We start from the raw sequence: 17,482 nt of genomic DNA on the forward strand, positions 1-17,482 counted from the left end.
CATGAGCCTGCAATTGAGTTTTGCCGAAGCCAGCGCCATCGGTCCGCGCGAGGAGAACCAGGACGCCCTGCGCCTGGTCACGCCGGCCCCGGCACTGGCCGCGAGCAAGGGCTACCTGTTCGCCATCGCCGACGGCGTCAGCCAGTGCGCTGATGGTGGCCTGGCCGCCCGCTCGACCTTGCAGGCCCTGGCGCTGGACTACTACGCCACCCCGGAAACCTGGGGCGTCGCCCAGGCGCTGGATCGCCTGCTGTTGGCCCAGAATCGCTGGCTGCAGGCCAACGGCGGCGGGCAACCCTTGCTGACCACAGTCAGTGCGCTGGTCATGCGTGGCCGTCGCTTCACATTGGCCCATGTCGGCGATTGCCGAGTGTATCGCTGGCATGCCGATCAGTTACAGCGAGTCAGCGAAGACCATGTCTGGGATCAACCGGGCATGCAGCACGTGCTCAAGCGCGCACTGGGGCTCGATCAGCATCTGGTGCTGGATTTCCTCGACGGTGAACTGCGGGTCGATGAGAGCTTTGTGCTACTCAGCGACGGGGTCTGGGCGGTGCTGGGCGATACCGCGATTGCGGCGATTCTGCGCGATCAGCCGGATCTCGACAGCGCTGCGCAAACCCTGGTGAACGCAGCGCACCTGGCCGGCAGCCAGGACAACGCCAGCGCCATGCTGGTGCGGGTCGATGCCCTGGGAGAAACCAGCATCGGCGATGCGCTGATTCATTTGCAGCAATGGCCGCTGCCACCGGCGCTGAAACCGGGCCAGGACTTCGAAGGCTGGCATGTCGAAACCATCCTTGGCCAGAGTCGGCAGTCGCTGCTGTACCGGGTGCGTGACGCTCAACAGCAACCCTGGCTGCTGAAAACCCTGCCCGGTGCGCTGCGCGACGATCACCTGGCCGGGCAAGCGTTGCTGTCGGAAGAATGGTTTCTCAAGCGGGTCGCGGGGCGGCATTTTCCTGAAGTCCATGTCGCCAGCCAGCGTCAGCATTTGTACTACGTGATGCGTGAATACGCAGGTTCGACCCTGGCGCAACTGTTCACGCAGGTCGGGCCGTTGCCGCTGGCCCAGTGGAGGGACCTGGCCGAACGCCTGCTCAAGGCGGTCGGCCTGCTGCATCGACGGCAGATTCTGCATCGCGACATCAAGCCGGAAAACCTGCTGCTGGGGGACGACGGCGAGTTGCGCCTGCTGGATTTCGGCCTGGCCTGGTGCCCCGGCCTGTCCGAAGACCAGCCCTGCACCCTGCCCGGAACCCCCAGCTACATAGCGCCGGAAGCGTTTCGCGCAGAAAGGCCGACACCGCAACAGGATCTGTATGCGGTCGGTGTGACCTTGTATTACCTGCTCACCGGACACTATCCCTACGGCGAGATCGAAGCCTTCCAGCGTCCGCGCTTCGGGGTGCCGGTCAACCCCAGCCGCTATCGCCCGGATCTGCCGGAATGGCTCACGCAGTGCCTGGAGCGTGCGGTCGCGGCGGATCCGGCCCAGCGTTTTGAAACGGCGGAGGAATGGTTGCTGCTGATGGAACAGGGCGAACGCCGCAGTTTGAGCGTACGTCCCAGGCCCTTGCTGGAACGCGAGCCGTTGAAGGTATGGCGCGCACTGGCGTTGGGCTCGTTATTGATCAATCTGGCGCTGATGTTTGCGCTGTTTCATGGCTGACAGGGTTCGTGATGATGAATCGACGGACATTGCAAATGAGGACAACACGATGAACGCAAAAGTCTGGCTGGTCGGTGCAGGGCCTGGTGATCCGGAATTGCTGACGCTCAAGGCCGTTCGGGCGATGAGAGAAGCGGATGTCGTGCTGATCGATGATCTGGTGAATGACGCCGTCCTTGAACACTGTGGCCATGCGCGGATCATTCCCGTGGGCAAACGCGGGGGCTGCCGCTCAACGCCGCAGGCCTTCATTCATCGGCTGATGCTGCGTTACGCGCGCCAGGGCAAATGTGTGGTGCGGCTCAAGGGTGGCGATCCCTGCATTTTCGGGCGTGGAGGTGAAGAAGCGCAGTGGCTGCGTGAACGCGGGGTCGAGGTGGAACTGGTCAACGGCATCACGGCCGGGCTTGCCGGCGCCACGCAATGCGACATCCCGCTGACACTACGCGGCGTAGCGCGCGGCGTAACCCTGGTGACCGCCCATACCCAAGACGGCAGCAGCCTGAATTGGCGGGCGCTGGCTCAGGGTGGTACGACTCTGGTGATCTACATGGGGGTGGCCAAACTTGGGGAAATTCGTGAACAGCTGCTGGCCGGAGGAATGGCGGCAGATACGCCGGTGGCGATGATCGAGAATGCCTCATTGCCGCATCAGCGGGAATGCCGCAGCGATCTGACAACGATGGAAGAAGATGCCTACGCCTTCGAGTTGAAAAGCCCGGCCATCTTGGTGATCGGCGAGGTCGCAGCCGCAGATACGATCAAAAGATCGCAGCCTTTGATGGCTCCTGCATTGGCCAGTGTGGCTCAGTAGTAGCTGCCGCAGGCTGCGACTTCTGCGGCCATCGCACCAAATCGCAGACAAAGAAAAGCCCGGCCTGAGCCGGGCTTTTCTCGGAGCGGCGAGCTAATTACTTAGCTTGAGCTTCAACCTGCGCTTCTACGCGACGGTTAACAGCACGGCCAGCTTCAGTTTTGTTGTCAGCAACTGGGCGGGATTCGCCGTAGCCAACAGACTGAACGCGGGACGATTCAACACCGTACTGGTTGGTCAGAACTTGCTTAACGGCGTTTGCACGACGCTCAGACAGTTTCTGGTTGTAAGCGTCAGGACCGACGTTGTCAGTGTGACCTTCAACAGTAGTGGTGGTGGATGGGTACTGCTTCATGAAGTCAGCCAGGTTCTTGATGTCGCCGTAGCTGTTTGGCTTGACGACCGACTTGTCGAAGTCGAATTTCACGTCCAGCTCTACACGAACAACTTCAGCAACTGCCGGGCAGCCATCAGCGTCAACAGTTACGTTGGCTGGGGTGTCTGGGCACTTGTCAACGTTGTCGCAAACGCCATCGTTGTCGCTGTCGGAGCAGACTTCAGGTGCTGGAACTGGAGCAGCAGCTGGCTTGGAGCCGCCACCGAAGTTCACACCCAGACCTACGGAAGGGATGTAGTCCCACTTGCCGTTGTCCAGCTTGTAGTCGGCTTCTACGCCAGCACGAGCGAAGAAGTTTTCGAGGAAGTAGTACTTAACGCCACCGCCTGCAGTCAGGAAAGTCGACTGGTCACGACCGGTGTGGCCATCAGCGGCTACGTTGGTCATGCTGCCGTGCTTAACACCACCTTGAACGTATGGACGCAGAGCGTCGCCAGCGTTGTTGAAGTGGTACTGAGCGTTCAGACCGAACTGGTCGCCTTCGATCTTCTGGTGACCAGTGCCGTTGTTCGAACGGGTGTGGTCATCATTGTTGTAGGTCGCGTTCAACGATACGTCGTCGGTCAAGAAGTAACCGATGGAGGCGCCAGGAGTGTAGCCGTCTTCAACGTTTTTCACGCTGTCGTTGTACTTTTTCCCGTAGTTGAGCTCGCCTTCAACTGCGCCTTGGCCTTGTGCCAGTGCGCCGAAAGAAGTAGCGGCAATAAGAGTACCAATGGCCAAGCCCAAGGTGTTTTTCAGTTTCATCCGTTAAATCCCCATCTGGTGATTGTGAAGCAGTCCCGCAAACCGGGGGACAACTCGGCGGCAATTCTATCAGAACTTGCCTACACGTAAGAGAATTTTGCGCCGAACTAAGTTTCGGCAATGCCTGCAAATTTCTCACGCAATTTATCTAGAGCACGTTTGTACCGCATTTTTGTTGCACTCAAGCCCATGTGCATGATGTCTGCGATCTCCTGAAACTCCAGCTCTGCGACAAATCGTAGCACCAGAATTTCACGGTCAATCGGGTTCACATACACCAACCAGCGATCAAGTCCGCCCTTCTCCTCGGGTTTCGGCGCCTTTTCCTCCGACGCTTCTTCGAGGGGGTCAAGACTCAATGCATCCATCAAGCGACGCTTTCGCCGTTCTTTCCGATACTGCGTGATGCACTCGTTGTACGTGATGCTATATAGCCATGTCTTGAACTTCGACTTGCCTTCGAAGTTCTTCAAGCCATACAACACCTTCAACATCACTTCCTGACAGACATCATCTGCATCACGATCGTTCCCGAGATATCGCGCACAGACATTAAATAATGTTCGTTGGTAACGCCGCATCAGTTCTTCATAGGCGCGCGTTACGTGAAACAGCTCGGTATGCGAGCGCGCGACCAACTCCTCATCAGAGAGCTCGCGGGGGTCGTAGCGCATGGATAGCGGTTGGGCTTTATTCAAAACAAGTCGGGCCGACAGTCAGGTCAATGTCCGCCGCAGCCAGCATCAGCAGGCATTTTGCGGCGGCATACATTAGCAGGATTTGCCGGGTTAGCGGCTACTCACATGCTGCTCGAGGAGGATCCGATTGGAAAGAGAGACTAGCTCACCCTCATCCGTCAGCAATGTGGTTTTAACCGTGCCAATCTCCTCGATCTGCCCTTCGACCTCTCCAACACGCACTTGTTGCCCAACCTGGTACAACTCACGCACATAGATTCCCGCAAGAATCTGACCGGCAATTTCCCGGCTTCCCAACCCCATGGCCAGCGCAACCGCCAGACCAACGGTAATCAAAACGATCACGATCACATGGTTGAGCAGGTCAGTCTTGACCTCCAACTGGCTGATCGCGACCGAGATACTGATGATGATGACCAGCCCCTGGGCGATTCGCCCCAAGCCGGAAGCGTAGTCCAGACCTACGCCTTCCGCAGCGCCGCGCACCAGGCCATTGGCCAGCTGCGCCAGCAAAACCCCCACCAGCAGCACCAGCGCGGCACCGAATACCTTCGGCAAATACAGCGCAAGCATGTCCAGCGTAGCTGAAACCCGCTCAAGTCCAAGGGATTCGGCGGCAGAAACGAGGAAAATCAGCAGAACGAACCAGTAGACGATCTTGCCGATGAGCGTCGAAATCGGAACCTGCAGGCCCGCGCGCGACATCAGTTTGGTCAGACCGGTACCGCCCATCAGGCGATCGAGACCCAGTTTGGCGAGCAATTTGGAAAGCAGCGTGTCCAGCAACTTGGCCACGACAAAACCCAGCAGCAGCACAACCAGTGCGCCAAAGAGGTTCGGAATGAAGTTCGCAACCTTGGTCCATAGCGCAGTCATTGCAGTGACGAGGCTCTGTGTCCAGAGATCAAGTTCCATATTCAATCAGCCTTATCAGCAGTGCGAGCGGTAGGTTTACGAAGACGGGACACCGGCGCAACGTGAGCCGAGCCGTTATTGAGGGCGATCATCAGGGCGGGCAGCCAGCGGCCCAGCAGACTGAACAGATCGCCGGCGCCGACCTGGCGGTTGGCGGTTTTCAGTACGCGGCCAAGGCACGCAGCGTCGTCCCGGGTGGACGGTGTGGCCTTGAGCATGTCACGCAAAGACTGTTCAAACGGATCGTGCATACGCACCTCTCGTGATGTCTGTGAAAGACGCGGTCAAATTTGGTCGGGTCACAAGGTTTACATTCAAACCCAGCGCAAACGTCGGAATAACCACCACTGCCCGAGCGCCACCGCGATCATCAGCAGGCAGGCGACGAGGAAGCCATAAGGGCTGCCGGATAACGGAATCCCCCCAACGTTTATCCCCAAAAGACCGGTCAAAAAACTCATCGGCAAAAAGACCCCGGTGATGATCCCGAAGCGATACATCGTGCGGTTCATGCGCACGCTCAATCTTCGGTCTTCAGCCTCCAGGACCAGCCCCACGCGCTCCCGGGTCAATTCCAGCTCCTCGAGATAGCGGGTCAGGCTGTTGTTCAATTCATTCCAGTAATCCCCGTCGTCCTCGACGAACCAGGGCAATTTGATCCGCGTCAGTTGACCGAAAATATCGCGCTGCGGAGCGAGAAACCGCTTCAACGCAGCAGCCCGACGACGGATCTGCAAAACCTCACCATGCTCAGGCGTATACCGTTCGTCGGTATCCAGCTTTTCCTCTTCCTCATCGACCACTTCCGAGAGGCAACTGACCAGATCCTGCACCTTGTTGGTCAGGTACTGCGCCATATAAAGGATGAGTTCGGAAGCGGTTTTCGGCCCCTTGCCCTCCTCCAGTTGCGTCAACAGTTCTTCCGTGGCGCGCAATGGACGCAAACGCAGGGAAATCACCCGCTGGGCGGAACCGAAGATCCGCACCGATACCATGTCTTCCGGCTCGGCCCCCGGGTTGAGGTTCACCCCGCGCAAAAATAGCAGCAGTTCGCTGTCGGAAAGCTGTAATAGACGCGGACGGGTGTTTTCTTCCAGCAACAGATCGCAGCTGAATTCGCTCAGGCCACTGGATTTGCGCAACCAGGTCTGGGTCTGCGGATGACTGCGATCCCAGTGCAACCACAGGCTTTCATGGGCCTGCAGCTGCAAGTCATCGAGTTCTGTCCGGGCTATCGAACGCGCACCGCCTTTACCGTCCAGCACCAGGGCGTGGACCAACCCCCACTGCGCGTTTTCTTCCTCGAACATCCGCATTCCTTCGGTCAAATCTTACTCGGGCATTGCAAGCGGGCTTGGCGAGATGATCACGCCGTTGTTGTCCGCATAAATGTAGTGGCCTGGATGGAAAGTCACGCCGGCAAAAGTGACGGCAACGTTCAGGTCGCCGATACCGCGCTTGTCGGTTTTCATCGGGTGACTGGCCAGCGCCTGAACGCCCAGGTCGGTTTGCGCGATGACGTCGACGTCACGGATGCAACCGTAGATCACCAGCCCTTCCCAGCCATTCTTCGCGGCCTTCTCGGCCAGCATGTCGCCCAGCAGTGCGCGACGCAGGGAGCCACCGCCATCGACCACCAGCACCTTGCCGTTGCCCTTGAGTTCGACCTGTTCCTTGACCAGCGAGTTGTCTTCGAAGCATTTGATGGTCACGATTTCGCCGCCGAAGGAATCACGGCCACCGAAATTGCTGAACATCGGTTCCAGTACCTGCACCAGCTCCGGGTAGGCGTCGCACAGGTCAGGCGTGAGGTAGTGGATCATCGAGAAACTCCTGTAAAGAGGAAGACAGCACGAACATCATTGATGATTCAATCATCGAAAATGACCAGAACAGCTCAATCCGTCATATCTTATCCGCAAGCCGACAAGAGCGAAATGCCCCTGATAGAGCGTCCAGCTTAGATTGCCGCGGCCACATCCGCCTGCGCACCCGGCAACGGCGCGTGCTGATCCGCCAACCAGCGGGCCACCAGCGGCCAGACCTCGGCCTGAGCCGCCTTGCTGACCAGCATCTCCACGTGACCGAAATTGTCGGCAAAACCCTGCTCACGTCCCAGATTGATGAATTGCTTTTGCTCACAGCCCAACTGATCGAACAGCTTGCGGCAAGCCCAGGCCGGATCCTGATGATCCCCCGCAGCGCTCACCGCCAGCACCGGTACATTGACCTCGGCCAGGCCCGCCCACCAGTCCTTGTCAGCATCGCCAAAGCGCCCGAACAGGCCATACCAGCGCATGCTCTCCAGAGCCAGGCCAATGGGCTCGTCTTCCGGCCCGCGCTTGAGTCGTGAGCCGGACAACTGGGCGAAACGCTTGAGAATGAAGCGCCCGCTCCACTCCACCGGCGGGATCTTCAACGGCCAGTAGGTACGGCTGACCTGGGTGCCGAAAAACGCCGCGGACGCGACCACGGGTTCACCGATGTACTGCCCACCCAGCGCCGCCGCCAGGGTAATGCCACCCAGCGAGTGGCCGATCCAGTGCGGGATCTGGCCGCTTTGTTCACGCACGAATGCACCAATGGCCGGCAGATCGTAGCGCGCGTAGTCAGCGACGCGGTTCTTGCGGTAGTCCTGGTTGCGCTGGGACAAGCCATGGCCGCGCATTTCCGGAATCCACACGTCGAACCCCAGGCGCGTCAAGTAAGCGCCCAGACCCACGCCCTTGGGGGAAAACCAGAAGCGTCGATTGGAAAAGCTGCCGTGCAGCAGGATGACCGGCACGCCGCGCACCGCTGGCTCATCGGCCATGCCCAGGCGCGTCACCGCGATTTCGACGGTAGCGTCAGGGCTGTTCGCGGGCTTCAAACGATAGACATCTTCGCTCAGATCACCGCGCCGCTCGGCGCTGATCAGGGCGACAGGAAATAGGTTGCTGCTGCTTTGCATAATCTCTTGCACAAAAAAGGGCGGCTTCCGGAGGAGCCCGCCCTACGTAATCAACTGTAGGAGCGAGCTTGCTCGCGATGAACTTCAGAACACCGCGTTTATCCAGGACAAACGCGTCATCGTTAGCGACCATCGCGAGCAAGCTCGCTCCTACAACAACACCATCAAGCCGAAGCCTGACCCTCAGCCAGGAAGAACCAGGTCTCCAGTACGGAGTCAGGGTTCAGCGACACGCTTTCGATGCCTTGCTCCATCAGCCACTTGGCCAGGTCCGGGTGGTCCGAAGGGCCCTGACCGCAAATGCCGATGTACTTGCCAGCCTTGTTGCACGCGGCAATCGCGTTGGCCAGCAGCTTCTTGACCGCAGGATTACGCTCGTCGAACAGGTGCGCGATGATGCCGGAGTCACGGTCCAGGCCCAGGGTCAGCTGGGTCAGGTCGTTGGAACCGATGGAGAAACCGTCGAAGTACTCGAGGAATTCATCCGCCAGGATCGCGTTGGACGGCAGTTCGCACATCATGATGACGCGCAGGCCGTTTTCACCGCGGGCCAGGCCGTTCTTGGCCAGCAGGTCGACCACCTGGCTCGCTTCGCCCAGGGTACGGACGAACGGCACCATGATTTCAACGTTGGTCAGGCCCATCTCGTTACGCACGCGCTTGAGGGCGCGGCATTCGAGTTCGAAGCAGTCACGGAACGATTCGCTGATGTAACGCGAAGCGCCGCGGAAGCCCAGCATCGGGTTTTCTTCTTCCGGCTCGTAGAGCTTGCCGCCGATCAGGTTCGCATATTCGTTGGACTTGAAGTCCGACAGACGCACGATGACCTTCTTCGGATAGAACGCCGCAGCCAGGGTGCTGATGCCTTCGACCAGTTTTTCGACGTAGAAGCCGACCGGATCGTTGTAGCCGGCGATACGCTTGTCGACGCTTTCCTTGATGTCCAGCGGCAGACCATCGTAGTTCAGCAGTGCCTTGGGGTGCACGCCGATCATGCGGTTGATGATGAACTCCAGGCGGGCCAGGCCCACACCGGCGTTCGGCAGCTGTGCGAAGTCAAAGGCACGGTCCGGGTTGCCGACGTTCATCATGATCTTGAACGGCAGGTCCGGCATGGCGTCGACGGAGTTCTTCTTGATGTCGAAGCCCAGTTCGCCTTCGAAGATGTAACCGGTGTCGCCTTCGGCGCAGGAAACGGTCACGCCCTGGCCTTCCTTCAGCAGTTCGGTGGCGTTGCCGCAACCGACCACGGCCGGAATACCCAGTTCACGGGCGATGATCGCCGCGTGGCAAGTACGGCCACCACGGTTGGTGACGATGGCGCTGGCGCGCTTCATGACCGGTTCCCAGTCCGGGTCGGTCATGTCGGAGACCAGTACGTCGCCGACCTGGACCTTGTCCATCTCGGACACGTCCTTGATGATGCGGACCTTGCCGGCGCCGATGCGCTGGCCGATGGCGCGACCTTCCACCAGCACGGTGCCCGTTTCCTTCAGCAGGTAACGTTCCATGACGTTGGCCTGGGTGCGGCTCTTCACGGTTTCCGGACGGGCCTGCACGATGTACAGCTTGCCGTCGTCACCGTCCTTGGCCCATTCGATGTCCATCGGGCACTGATAGTGCTTCTCGATGATCATCGCCTGCTTGGCCAGTTCGCTGACTTCGGCGTCGGTCAGGCAGAAACGCGCGCGATCGGCCTTGTCGACATCAACGGTCTTGACCGAACGACCGGCCTTGGCCTCGTCGCCGTAGATCATCTTGATGGCCTTGCTGCCCAGGTTGCGGCGCAGGATCGCCGGACGACCGGCGGCCAGGGTGCCTTTGTGGACATAGAATTCATCCGGGTTCACCGCGCCTTGTACGACGGTTTCACCCAGGCCGTAGGCGCCGGTGATGAACACCACGTCACGGAAGCCCGATTCGGTATCGAGGGTGAACATCACGCCGGCGGTGCCGGTTTCGGAGCGGACCATGCGTTGTACGCCGGCCGACAGGGCAACCAACTTGTGGTCGAAGCCCTGATGCACGCGGTAGGAAATCGCGCGATCGTTGAAAAGGGAGGCGAACACCTCTTTGGCGGCGCGAATGACGTTTTCGACACCACGGATGTTCAGGAAGGTTTCCTGCTGACCGGCGAAGGAAGCGTCCGGCAGGTCTTCGGCGGTAGCCGAAGAACGTACGGCCACGGCCACGTCGGGATTGCCGGCGGACATTGTGGCGAAGGCGGCGCGGATTTCGGCGTTCAGTTTTTCAGGGAACTCGGCTTCCATGATCCATTGACGGATCTGGGCGCCGGTCTTGGCCAGGGCATTCACGTCATCGACGTCCAGGGCATCCAGGGCGTCGTGAATCTGCTGGTTCAGGCCGCTCAGTTCCAGGAAGTCACGATAAGCCTGAGCGGTTGTGGCGAAGCCGCCGGGCACCGATACACCGGCACCTGCAAGGTTGCTGATCATCTCGCCCAGGGATGCGTTCTTGCCCCCCACATGCTCAACATCATGTTTGCCGAGCTTATCGAGGGAAACTACGTACTCTACCAAGGTGATCTCTCCACTAACTGTGTTGGAAAAGCTCAGAAGCCGGCTGCTTAAAGGAGCGTTTGCCGGCTATATGGCCTGGACCTGGAAAATAAGTGAGAATGCGGGCCGTTGGCGGCCGGCAAATCGCGCCTATCATATCCAAGATTCGTCACTAGCTTAAGGCCCAAGGTGCAAATGAAACGATCTGCTTTCTTTATCTCCGATGGCACCGGCATTACTGCCGAAACCCTGGGTCAAAGCCTTCTGGCGCAGTTCGAAAACATTACCTTCGCCAAATTCACACGGCCGTACATCGACAGCGTGGATAAAGCGCGGGCCATGGTACAACAAATCAACAAAGCCGCCGAAACCGACGGCTTTCGTCCGATTATCTTCGACACCATCGTCAATCAGGACATTCGTGAGATCCTCGCGACTTCCAATGGTTTCATGATCGACATTTTCTCGACCTTCCTGGCGCCCCTGGAACAGGAATTGACCGAGCATTCTTCCTATTCCGTCGGCAAATCCCACTCCATCGGCTCCAATTCCAATTACATGGAGCGTATCGAGGCGGTGAACTTCGCCCTCGACAACGATGACGGCGCCCGCACGCACTATTACGACAAGGCCGACCTGATCCTGGTGGGCGTGTCGCGCTGCGGCAAGACACCTACCTGTCTGTACATGGCCATGCAATTCGGCATCCGCGCGGCCAACTACCCGCTGACCGAAGACGACATGGAACGCCTGACCCTGCCAAGCGCCCTGCGCGCCCACCAGCACAAGCTCTTCGGCCTGACCATCGACCCGGACCGCCTCACGGCCATCCGCAACGAGCGCAAGCCCAACAGCCGCTATTCGAGCTACGCCCAGTGCGAGTTCGAAGTGCGCGAAGTGGAAAACCTGTTTCGTCGCGAGAACATTCCCAACATCAACTCCACGCATTTCTCGGTGGAAGAGATCTCCGCGAAGATTCTTGTGGAGAAAGGTGTGGAGCGGCGGTTCAAGTAGTTCTTTTTCACCTGTTCAATCGCTATCGCGGGCAAGCCCGCTCCCACAGGTTTCGCTGGTGTTCGCAAACTTCGCATTCACAACAAAACCCTGTGGGAGCGAGCCTGCTCGCGATTGAACGATAACGCTGTCCTTCAGATAACAAACAAATCCATAAACCTGTTCACCGGCGTCGCCTCAAGCCGCGCCTGGTCCTTGCACAACGCAAATATTTCCTCGCTTCTCTGTCCGGTAAACCGGGTCGCCAGGTTCGCCCTGAACTTGTCCTCCAGCAGCGCAATACCCTCCGCACGCCGCCGGCGATGGCCGATCGGGTACTCCACCACCACGTTTTCCGTGCTGGAACCGTCCTTGAAAAACACCTGCACCGCATTGGCGATGGAGCGCTTGTCGGGCTCCAGGTATTCGCGGGTGAAACGCGGGTCTTCGACGATGACCATTTTGTCGCGCAACACATCGATGATCGGGTGCGAGCGGTGGAAATCATCCTCGTAGTGTTCGGCCACCAGATTGCCGTAGGCCAGCGGCACGGCGGTCATGTACTGAATGCAGTGATCACGGTCGGCGGCATTGGCCAGCGGACCGACCTTGGAAATGATGCGGATCGCCGATTCGTGTGTGGTGATGACGATTCGGTCAATTTCATGCAGGCGATTGCGCACCAGCGGGTGCAGGGTCACTGCAGCCTCGCAGGCGGTTTGCGCATGGAATTCCGCCGGAAAACTGATCTTGAACAGCACGTTTTCCATCACATAACTGCCGTAGGGGCGCGAGAAGCTGAAGGCGCGCTTGTCTTCGGGCTTGAGCGCCAGATCGTTGTTGGTGTGACTGAACAACACATCGTAAAAGCCCCACTGTCTCGCGCTCAGCACACCGGGGATGCCCATTTCGCCGCGCATGGCGATGTCTGCCAAGCGCACGCCCCGACTGGAGGCGTCCCCCGCCGCCCAGGACTTTCTCGATCCGGCATTCGGCGCATGACGGTAAGTACGCAATGCCTGGCCGTCGGCGAAGGCATGGGACAACGCCGACAACAGCTGCTCGCGATTGGCCCCCATCAGTTTGGCGGTGACCGCGGTCGAGGCGACTTTCACCAGGATCACGTGGTCGAGGCCGACCCGGTTGAACGAGTTTTCCAGGGCGATCACACCCTGGATTTCGTGGGCCATGATCATCGCGTCGAGCACCGCACGAACGGTCAGGGGTGCGTCGCCATTGGCCAGGCGCTTTTGTGATAAATGGTCAGCCACTGCAAGGATGCCACCGAGATTGTCCGACGGATGCCCCCACTCCGCGGCCAGCCAGGTGTCGTTGTAATCGAGCCAGCGCACGATGCAACCGATGTCCCACGCTGCCTTGACCGGATCCAGCCGATAGGAAGTGCCGGGCACCCGCGCGCCAAACGGCACCACCGTGCCTTCGACGACCGGCCCGAGATGCTTGGTGCACTCGGGAAAGCGCAGCGCCAGCAGGCCACAGCCCAGGGTATCCATCAGGCAGTTGCGGGCGGTATCGAGGGCTTCCGGGGATTCGATCTGGTAGTTCAGGACGTAATCGGCAATGTCCTGCAGGACCTGGTCATAGTCCGGGCGATTGTTCAGGTCAACGTTGGCGCTCATGTTCGATTCACTCGTGAAGTGGTTCGTTGATGGGACCTCGGTTCAGGGCAATCCCGGTCGATGACAAATTCTTGTGATTGAAATGCAGGTCACTGTGGGAGCGAGCTTGCTCGCGATGGCGGTGTATCAGTCGACATCAATGCTGACTGTCAGTCCGTCATCGCGAGCAGGCTCGCTCCTACAGGGGTCGGTGCGAGAATTAGAAAGAATCACCCGGCACACGAACAAAACCTTCCATCAATACCCGCGCACTGCGGCTCATGATGGCCTTGTTCACCGTCCATTCGCCGTTGACCTGGCTGGCCTCGGCCCCCACGCGCAAGGTGCCCGACGGATGCCCGAAGCGCACCGCGTTGCGCTCGACACCGCCAGCAGCGAGGTTCACCAAGGTGCCGGAAATCGCCGCCGCCGTGCCAATGGCCACCGCCGCAGTGCCCATCATCGCGTGGTGCAGCTTGCCCATGGACAACGCACGTACCAGCAGGTCGACATCTGCCGCCGCAATCGCCTTGCCGCTCGAAGCGACGTAGTCCGCAGGCTTGGCGACGAACGCCACCTTCGGCGTGTGCTGCCGCTTGGCCGCTTCGTCGATGTTGGAAATCAGGCCCATGCGCAACGCGCCATAGGCACGGATGGTTTCGAACATCAGCAACGCTTTCGGGTCGCCGTTGATCGCGCCCTGCAACTCGGTGCCCTTGTAACCGATGTCTTCGGCATTGACGAAAATCGTCGGGATGCCGGCGTTGATCATGGTCGCCTTGAAGGTGCCGACACCGGGTACTTCCAGGTCGTCGACCAGGTTGCCGGTAGGGAACATCGAACCGCCCGCGCCCTCTTCTTCCGCTGCCGGGTCGAGGAATTCGAGCTGCACTTCGGCCGCCGGGAAGGTCACGCCATCGAGTTCGAAATCGCCGGTTTCCTGCACTTCACCGTTGGTGATCGGCACGTGGGCGATGATGGTCTTGCCGATGTTGGCCTGCCATACGCGAACCACTGCCACGCCGTTGTGCGGGATGCGGCTGGCGTCCACCAGGCCATTGCTGACGGCGAACGAACCGACCGCCGCCGAGAGGTTGCCGCAGTTACCGCTCCAGTCAACGAACGGCTTGTCGATGGCGACCTGGCCGAACAGGTAGTCGACGTCGTGATCGGGCTTGATGCTTTTCGACAGGATCACGGTTTTGCTGGTGCTGGAGGTGGCGCCGCCCATGCCGTCGATCTGTTTGTCGTACGGGTCGGGGCTGCCAATCACGCGCAACAACAGGGCATCGCGGGCCGGGCCCGGAACCTGTGCCGCTTCGGGCAAATCCTTCAGGCTGAAGAACACGCCTTTGCTGGTGCCGCCGCGCATGTAGGTGGCGGGAATCTTGATCTGTGGTGCATGAGCCATGATGCTCGTTACTCCTTACCAAAAACAGACACGGGACTCAAAAGCCCCGTGTCCGTACAGCCTGTGTTAGACGGCTACCGCTGATTCTTCGAGGAAGTCCTGGGCGAAGCGTTGCAACACGCCGCCGGCCTCGTAGATCGACACTTCTTCGGCGGTGTCGAGACGGCAAGTCACCGGCACCTCGACGCGCTCGCCGTTCTTGCGATGGATCACCAGCGTCAGATCGGCGCGTGGTGTGCGCTCACCGACCACGTCATAGATTTCGGTGCCGTCGATGGCCAGGGTGTGACGGTCGGTGCCCGGCTTGAACTCCAGCGGCAACACGCCCATGCCCACCAGGTTGGTGCGGTGGATGCGTTCGAAACCTTCGGCGGCAATCGCCTCCACACCCGCCAGACGCACGCCCTTGGCTGCCCAGTCGCGGGACGAGCCCTGACCGTAGTCGGCGCCGGCGATGATGATCAGCGACTGCTTGCGATCCATGTAGGTCTCGATGGCTTCCCACATGCGCATCACTTTGCCTTCCGGCTCGACGCGGGCCAGGGAGCCCTGCTTGACCTTGCCGTTTTCCTGGACCATTTCGTTGAACAGTTTCGGGTTGGCGAAGGTCGCGCGCTGTGCGGTCAGGTGATCGCCACGGTGAGTCGCGTAAGAGTTGAAGTCCTCTTCCGGCAGGCCCATTTTCGCCAGGTATTCGCCCGCGGCGCTGTCCAGCATGATGGCGTTGGATGGCGACAGGTGGTCGGTGGTGATGTTGTCCGGCAGTACCGCCAGCGGGCGCATGCCCTTGAGCGGACGGGCGCCGGCCAATGCGCCTTCCCAGTACGGCGGACGGCGGATGTAGGTGCTCATCTCGCGCCAGTCGTACAGCGGCGCGACTTTCGGGCCGTTGTCTTCGTGGATGGCGAACATCGGGATGTAGACCTGACGGAACTGCTCCGGCTTCACCGAAGCCTTCACCACCGCGTCGATTTCTTCGTCGCTCGGCCAGATGTCCTTCAGGCGGATTTCCTTGCCATCGACCACGCCCAACACATCTTTTTCGATGTCGAAGCGGATGGTGCCGGCGATGGCGTAAGCGACCACCAGCGGCGGCGAAGCCAGGAATGCCTGCTTGGCGTACGGGTGAATCCGCCCGTCGAAGTTACGGTTGCCCGACAGTACAGCGGTGGCGTACAGATCGCGGTCGATGATTTCCTGCTGGATCACCGGGTCCAGTGCACCGGACATGCCGTTGCAGGTGGTGCAGGCGAACGCGACGACGCCGAAACCGAGTTGCTCCAGTTCATCGGTCAGGCCGGCTTCGTCGAGGTACAGCGCCACGGTTTTCGAGCCCGGCGCCAGGGACGATTTGACCCAGGGCTTGCGGGTCAGGCCCAGCTTGTTGGCATTGCGCGCCAGCAGGCCGGCGGCGATCACGTTGCGCGGGTTGCTGGTGTTGGTGCAGCTGGTGATGGCGGCGATGATCACCGCGCCGTCCGGCATTTGGCCGGGTACATCTTCCCACTGGCCGGAGATGCCTTTGGCAGCCAGATCCGACACCGCGACACGGGCGTGCGGGTTGCTCGGACCGGCCATGTTGCGAACCACCGAGGACAGGTCGAAAGTCAGGCCGCGCTCGTATTGCGCGCCCTTGAGGCTGTCCGCCCACAGGCCGATCTGCCTGGCGTAGTTCTCGACCAACTGCACCTGCTCGTCTTCACGGCCGGTGAGCTTGAGGTAGTCGATGGTCTGCTGGTCGATGTAGAACATTGCAGCGGTAGCGCCGTACTCAGGCGCCATGTTGGAAATGGTTGCACGGTCGCCCAGGGTCAGCGCCGACGCGCCTTCGCCGAAGAACTCCAGCCACGCGCCCACAACCTTCTGCTTGCGCAGGAACTCGGTCAGCGCCAGCACCATGTCGGTGGCGGTGATGCCCGGTTGCAGCTTGCCGGTCAGTTCGACGCCGACGCTTTCCGGCAGACGCATCCACGATGCGCGACCGAGCATCACGCTCTCGGCTTCCAGGCCACCGACACCGATGGCGATCACACCCAGCGCATCGACGTGCGGGGTATGGCTGTCGGTGCCGACGCAGGTATCAGGGAAGGCCACGCCGTCACGCACCTGGATCACCGGAGACATTTTCTCCAGGTTGATCTGGTGCATGATGCCGTTGCCCGGCGGGATCACGTCGACGTTCTTGAACGCCTTCTTGGTCCAGTTGATGAAGTGGAAACGGTCTTCGTTGCGACGATCTTCGATGGCGCGGTTCTTCTCGAACGCCTCCGGATCGAAGCCGCCGCGCTCGACGGCCAGGGAGTGGTCGACGATCAGTTGGGTCGGCACCACCGGGTTGACTTGCGCCGGGTCACCGCCTTGCTGGGCGATGGCGTCACGCAGGCCGGCGAGGTCCACCAGCGCGGTCTGGCCGAGAATGTCGTGGCACACCACGCGAGCCGGGAACCATGGGAAGTCGAGGTCGCGCTTGCGCTCGATGAATTGCTTCAGGGATTCGGTGAGCGTGGCCGGGTCGCAGCGACGCACAAGGTTTTCCGCCAGCACGCGGGAGGTGTACGGCAGGGTGTCGTAGGCGCCGGGCTGGATGGCCTCGACCGCCGCGCGCACGTCGTAATAATCCAGATGGCTGCCGGGCAGCGTTTTGCGGAATTCTGTGTTCATCGTCAGGACTCGGTCACGGTAATTACAAAGGGTGGGGCCTGGTGCCAGACTTGAATTCAACACAATCCACTGTAGGAGTGAGCCTG

The 17,482-nt window shown here is 60.1% G+C and carries 14 protein-coding genes; 3 read left to right on the forward strand and 11 right to left on the reverse strand.

What is annotated here, in order from left to right; all coding sequences use genetic code 11:
- The first annotated feature begins 1 nt into the window (after position 1).
- Positions 2–1,672 carry a protein kinase domain-containing protein gene (locus ABTV29_RS22660; protein WP_433766885.1) on the forward strand — a complete coding sequence of 557 codons (1,671 nt, stop codon included), beginning with the start codon at positions 2–4 and terminating at the stop codon, positions 1,670–1,672.
- A gap of 49 nt (positions 1,673–1,721) precedes the next feature.
- Positions 1,722–2,486 (forward strand): uroporphyrinogen-III C-methyltransferase, encoded by a 765-nt coding sequence (cobA, locus tag ABTV29_RS22665; protein ID WP_433766886.1) that lies wholly within the window; start codon positions 1,722–1,724, stop codon positions 2,484–2,486.
- A gap of 97 nt (positions 2,487–2,583) precedes the next feature.
- Here the strand turns inward: cobA and ABTV29_RS22670 are convergent, their stop codons facing one another.
- The 8 genes from ABTV29_RS22670 to ppsA all read right to left on the reverse strand — a co-directional run bounded on the left by ABTV29_RS22670 (position 2,584) and on the right by ppsA (position 10,733).
- A complete protein-coding gene (locus tag ABTV29_RS22670; protein WP_433766887.1) occupies positions 2,584–3,630 on the reverse strand; it encodes an OmpA family protein in 1,047 nt (348 codons plus the stop codon).
- A 107-nt stretch (positions 3,631–3,737) separates the two neighbouring features.
- Complete coding sequence (sigX, locus tag ABTV29_RS22675; RefSeq protein ID WP_110967126.1) at positions 3,738–4,328, reverse strand: RNA polymerase sigma factor SigX; 591 nt, start codon at positions 4,326–4,328, stop codon at positions 3,738–3,740.
- 90 nt (positions 4,329–4,418) lie between these two features.
- Positions 4,419–5,243, reverse strand: coding sequence for a mechanosensitive ion channel family protein (locus tag ABTV29_RS22680; RefSeq protein WP_007916401.1), 825 nt, complete (start codon positions 5,241–5,243; stop codon positions 4,419–4,421).
- A gap of 2 nt (positions 5,244–5,245) precedes the next feature.
- On the reverse strand, positions 5,246–5,494 hold the full coding sequence (locus ABTV29_RS22685) for a CrfX protein (protein ID WP_433766888.1): 249 nt from the start codon (positions 5,492–5,494) through the stop codon (positions 5,246–5,248).
- Positions 5,495–5,557: 63 nt separating this feature from the next.
- On the reverse strand, positions 5,558–6,553 hold the full coding sequence (locus ABTV29_RS22690) for a zinc transporter ZntB (protein WP_433766889.1): 996 nt from the start codon (positions 6,551–6,553) through the stop codon (positions 5,558–5,560).
- Positions 6,554–6,574: 21 nt separating this feature from the next.
- Complete coding sequence (gene rraA / locus ABTV29_RS22695) at positions 6,575–7,063, reverse strand: ribonuclease E activity regulator RraA (RefSeq protein ID WP_433771980.1); 489 nt, start codon at positions 7,061–7,063, stop codon at positions 6,575–6,577.
- Between the two features lie 140 nt (positions 7,064–7,203).
- Positions 7,204–8,193, reverse strand: a complete 990-nt coding sequence (locus ABTV29_RS22700) for an alpha/beta fold hydrolase (protein WP_433766890.1) — start codon at positions 8,191–8,193, stop codon at positions 7,204–7,206.
- Between the two features lie 164 nt (positions 8,194–8,357).
- Complete coding sequence (gene ppsA / locus ABTV29_RS22705) at positions 8,358–10,733, reverse strand: phosphoenolpyruvate synthase (RefSeq protein ID WP_433766891.1); 2,376 nt, start codon at positions 10,731–10,733, stop codon at positions 8,358–8,360.
- Between the two features lie 174 nt (positions 10,734–10,907).
- On the opposite strand from ppsA, the gene ppsR reads away from it, so the two are divergent.
- Positions 10,908–11,726 carry a posphoenolpyruvate synthetase regulatory kinase/phosphorylase PpsR gene (gene ppsR / locus ABTV29_RS22710; protein WP_433766892.1) on the forward strand — a complete coding sequence of 273 codons (819 nt, stop codon included), beginning with the start codon at positions 10,908–10,910 and terminating at the stop codon, positions 11,724–11,726.
- A 134-nt stretch (positions 11,727–11,860) separates the two neighbouring features.
- Here the strand turns inward: ppsR and prpD are convergent, their stop codons facing one another.
- The 3 genes from prpD to acnD all read right to left on the reverse strand — a co-directional run bounded on the left by prpD (position 11,861) and on the right by acnD (position 17,396).
- Positions 11,861–13,345, reverse strand: a complete 1,485-nt coding sequence (prpD, locus tag ABTV29_RS22715) for a 2-methylcitrate dehydratase (RefSeq protein ID WP_433766893.1) — start codon at positions 13,343–13,345, stop codon at positions 11,861–11,863.
- 199 nt (positions 13,346–13,544) lie between these two features.
- Positions 13,545–14,735, reverse strand: a complete 1,191-nt coding sequence (prpF, locus tag ABTV29_RS22720; protein ID WP_433766894.1) for a 2-methylaconitate cis-trans isomerase PrpF — start codon at positions 14,733–14,735, stop codon at positions 13,545–13,547.
- A gap of 66 nt (positions 14,736–14,801) precedes the next feature.
- Entirely contained in the window at positions 14,802–17,396 is a 2,595-nt protein-coding gene (gene acnD, locus ABTV29_RS22725; protein ID WP_433766895.1) for a Fe/S-dependent 2-methylisocitrate dehydratase AcnD, read from the reverse strand.
- Positions 17,397–17,482 lie beyond the last annotated feature (86 nt).

Origin of the sequence: Pseudomonas putida, from assembly GCF_050989985.1 — a bacterium.
Classification (GTDB): domain Bacteria; phylum Pseudomonadota; class Gammaproteobacteria; order Pseudomonadales; family Pseudomonadaceae; genus Aquipseudomonas; species Aquipseudomonas putida_AI.